We start from the raw sequence: 3,245 nt of genomic DNA, 5'->3' as shown, positions 1-3,245 counted from the left end.
TAACATTGAAAATGATTTCTTACTTTTGATAGAGTATAAATCGAAATGCAGTCTAACAGGGCATTTGGATTAGTGCATCGCATAATATAATTTTGCAGATCAAATTTTCTGCATTGATTACTACATTTTCTGCGTGCTTTGGAGAGGCCAGAATGTAGTGCAGCAATGCTCATGCCATAGGCGTGGGCTTGCTTGTAAGATCTATTCGGCCTCTCCAAAGCGCGCGCGGGTAGAACACTGCAAGTAAGCCACGCCTATGGCATTTTACATATAGCCATTGACGTTCGTTAGCTGCAATTGTTATCCCGGATCACGGTATCCTTCACATTAGCAACAATTATAGATAATCGGTCGAAAAGACCGAGAGGGGAATCGTATGGAAATTAAGACCTGTAGCCCTTTAATCATTCTTTAAAATTGAAATGTAATGGAAAGTTTATTAAGTATCCTGTGCGACATTACCCCGTACAGCACTAAAACTGGCTTCGCTAATCTTTGTTGGCATTCACTGAGTCGGGTTATTGCCAGTAAAGACGCTGATAAGTGGACCGCGGAGCAGCGCGATCATTTTATGCTATTTACCCAGTATTTTATCAGATGTGGAGAGGCTGTATTTATTGTAAAAGATGCGCTGATCAGAGATAGCGTTACTGATCTTAATAGCAAACTGGTTACAGAACTGGTTGAACCACTGGATTGGCTTGAAGAATTAGCCTCAGATGTAGAATTAAAGGAGCTGGATGAAACAATTGATGGATATACTGAAATACTCCTAAACATAGAGAAACGCATGATGGACGCAGAAGTGACCGAATTTGCAGCTAACCATTTTAAATTTTTCTTCCGGACTGTCTACTCTTTAAATATTGAGGACCGGACAAGGATCGGGAGACTTGTTAATCACCATTAAATCTTAATCCATGAAGAATTTAAAGGACGAGAATGTATTATTTATGCTTCATTCTGAGTTTACCACGGTGGCTCAGCATTTACGGGACAGGGTGTGTGAAGAATGCAATTTTAGTGTGCCTACTTTTTATCGAAAGGTGAGAAGCCGCGATAAAGTTGTTGATGGTAGGGCGATTCCAGCTCTAAGCAATGCCGAAAAGGACAAAATCCGGGAGATTGGGGAAGCCATCAAAGAAGAATTCAGCGCATCCATAGCAGAGATTACGGCAAAAAAATAATGTCTTTTTTTGTTTAAGCAATTACGACAATGGTGCTTGAGTCTTCTTGCGCCATTTTCCATTATGTAGATATATGAAATTTATCAACCGGAAAGTCTCTACAGCAAAGCCTTTCCGGTTGATTTTGGTTTTAACATGCCTGTGAATGATCAGCAGTATTTAAAAGCACAATTCCAGTTTGTTTCCTTTTTTCCCATAGCTCTTTAATCTTTTTACCCGCTTCTTCAGGACTAATACGAATATACCGGTAGAAATCCTGAAGACTCTTATGCCCACTGATTTTCATTATCAGCTCTACTGGTGTTCCTGCCAGAAATTCATTAGTACAAAAAGAGCGGCGGCAAGTATGAGAGGTGATCCATCCATATTTAGGCTTTATGACTTCGATGTCCTTATTGCCTTTTTTGTAGGAAAATTTCACTGACTCACAAATGTCGGCTAGACGGCCAATTTCTTTAATATTTACATTGAAGTCCGGATTGTTCACGAGTGGGATTACTTTTTTGAAGCGATTTATAAGTATCTCATTAGCCGCATCCATTAAGGGAATCACCACCCAGTGGTCCGATTTTTCCTGCTTTTTATGAAGCATCCCTTTTCGTATATCTTCCGGTTTGATGTTGGAAAAGTCCGAGAACCTAAGCCCGGTAAGGCATCCCAATACAAATAGGTCACGGTAGGGCAGGAGGGAAGGGTAATCCGTCAGATCTGTATTGTATATCTGGTTTATTTCCTTCCACGAAAGATAGATAGCGTCAGATTCCTCATTCAGAATCTTGAAGTCCGATAAATCAATAGGAGGGATGATTTTACGGCGTAGTCTATCCCGGATGAATATACGCAGCTGCTTAATTGTTTTGCCTACTGTAGCCGTCCTAAGGCCCTTTACAACGGCTTTCCTTCGGCGTTGGATATACTCAAATGTCAGGAAATCAACCAGACCTTCATAGAAATTGAAATCAAGGGAATCGAAGGTAATAATAGCCTTCCTGTAATCCTGAAACGCTTGGAGATGATCTTTCATGTTTTTGTAAACTCGCAGCATGCCAGGCGTAACCTTGTTGGTCTTGCACTTTATATAATCATCTATCTGAAAGTAGAAATCCAGATTTGTTTCCGGCTGCTTGTTCGCCGTTTCCTGAGCTTTCGGGGCAAGGTTTTCCGGGTTAAGGTCTGGTTTGAAGGTACTTTTGACAAAGGTCAAGACGTCTATTATTTTTTCTTGCAACGCATGGGATATAACATCTTCGACCAGACGCAATAAGGTTTTCAGCCGCTTATTGAGTTCTTCATAATTCCCATATTCCTTTGGTAGGTTTGCAGTGATCCGGGATCTTTTCCAATAAGCAGGAGGGATCGCAATTTCAGTGCTGAGCAATGTTCTTTTGTCGGAGTTATAACAATACTGGATGAAAACAAGGCTTGTACCATCGCGCCGAATCTTGCTACTTTTGCACACTAATTTAAGAGGTAACAGCATAACTAGTCTATTTTTTAGTCTATTAAAGTTGGGGCCAACCTCATAAAGTTAAGAAGTAGAAAAGCGAATCGCTGTTGTAGAATACTTAATAACCAGCCTGTTAGGTGCGGTTTAAGTATTCAGGGGGAAGACTAGGAAATAGATCGGAAATCCCAAGGGGATCACCATAAGGGACAAATCTTTTTCAGAAAGGTTTGTCCCTTTTTCTTTTTGGCTCAAACGCTGCTCCAGCGTATATATTAAATCAAGCTAGATCATAAGGAATTGATAATCGGATCGCCTGATCCGAAAGGGGATTTGTTTGGCTTAACCGGATAGATAGGTATTGTTTAATCATCTTTTTAAAAGCAATTTTTATGGAAAGTTTATTAGCGGTTCTGAACAGAATTACGCCGTATGGTTCTGAGCGGGGCTTTGTAGAGCTTTGTTGGCACCAATTAAGGATCAAGTTGAAAACTTGGGGGATTAGTGGAAATTTTAAGCATAAAGTTTAGTCAATCTGTAAAGAAAAAATTCTACGTCCCGTACACCTCTGAGTGCATTCCTGAAGGACTTTATTTTGGCATTAAAAGACTCCG

The 3,245-nt window shown here is 40.3% G+C and carries 3 protein-coding genes; 2 read left to right on the top strand and 1 reads right to left on the bottom strand.

The features are described 5' to 3' along the window. The first annotated feature begins 427 nt into the window (after positions 1 to 427). Together VIP81_RS14095 and VIP81_RS14090 are read left to right on the top strand one after the other, a co-directional pair. On the top strand, positions 428 to 910 hold the full coding sequence (locus VIP81_RS14095; protein ID WP_331961668.1) for a hypothetical protein: 483 nt from the start codon (positions 428 to 430) through the stop codon (positions 908 to 910). A 10-nt stretch (positions 911 to 920) separates the two neighbouring features. Beyond that, positions 921 to 1,187, top strand: a complete 267-nt coding sequence (locus VIP81_RS14090) for a hypothetical protein (RefSeq protein WP_331961665.1) — start codon at positions 921 to 923, stop codon at positions 1,185 to 1,187. 130 nt (positions 1,188 to 1,317) lie between these two features. Here VIP81_RS14090 and VIP81_RS14085 read toward each other — a convergent pair whose 3' ends face one another. After that, complete coding sequence (locus VIP81_RS14085; protein ID WP_331961662.1) at positions 1,318 to 2,667, bottom strand: site-specific integrase; 1,350 nt, start codon at positions 2,665 to 2,667, stop codon at positions 1,318 to 1,320. Between the last annotated feature and the right edge of the window lie 578 nt (positions 2,668 to 3,245).

Origin of the sequence: Chitinophaga sp., from assembly GCF_036566945.1 — a bacterium.
Lineage (GTDB): Bacteria > Bacteroidota > Bacteroidia > Chitinophagales > Chitinophagaceae > Chitinophaga.
The sequence above is the reverse complement of the archived record's forward strand: the minus strand, read 5'-3'. Positions and strand labels throughout refer to the sequence as shown.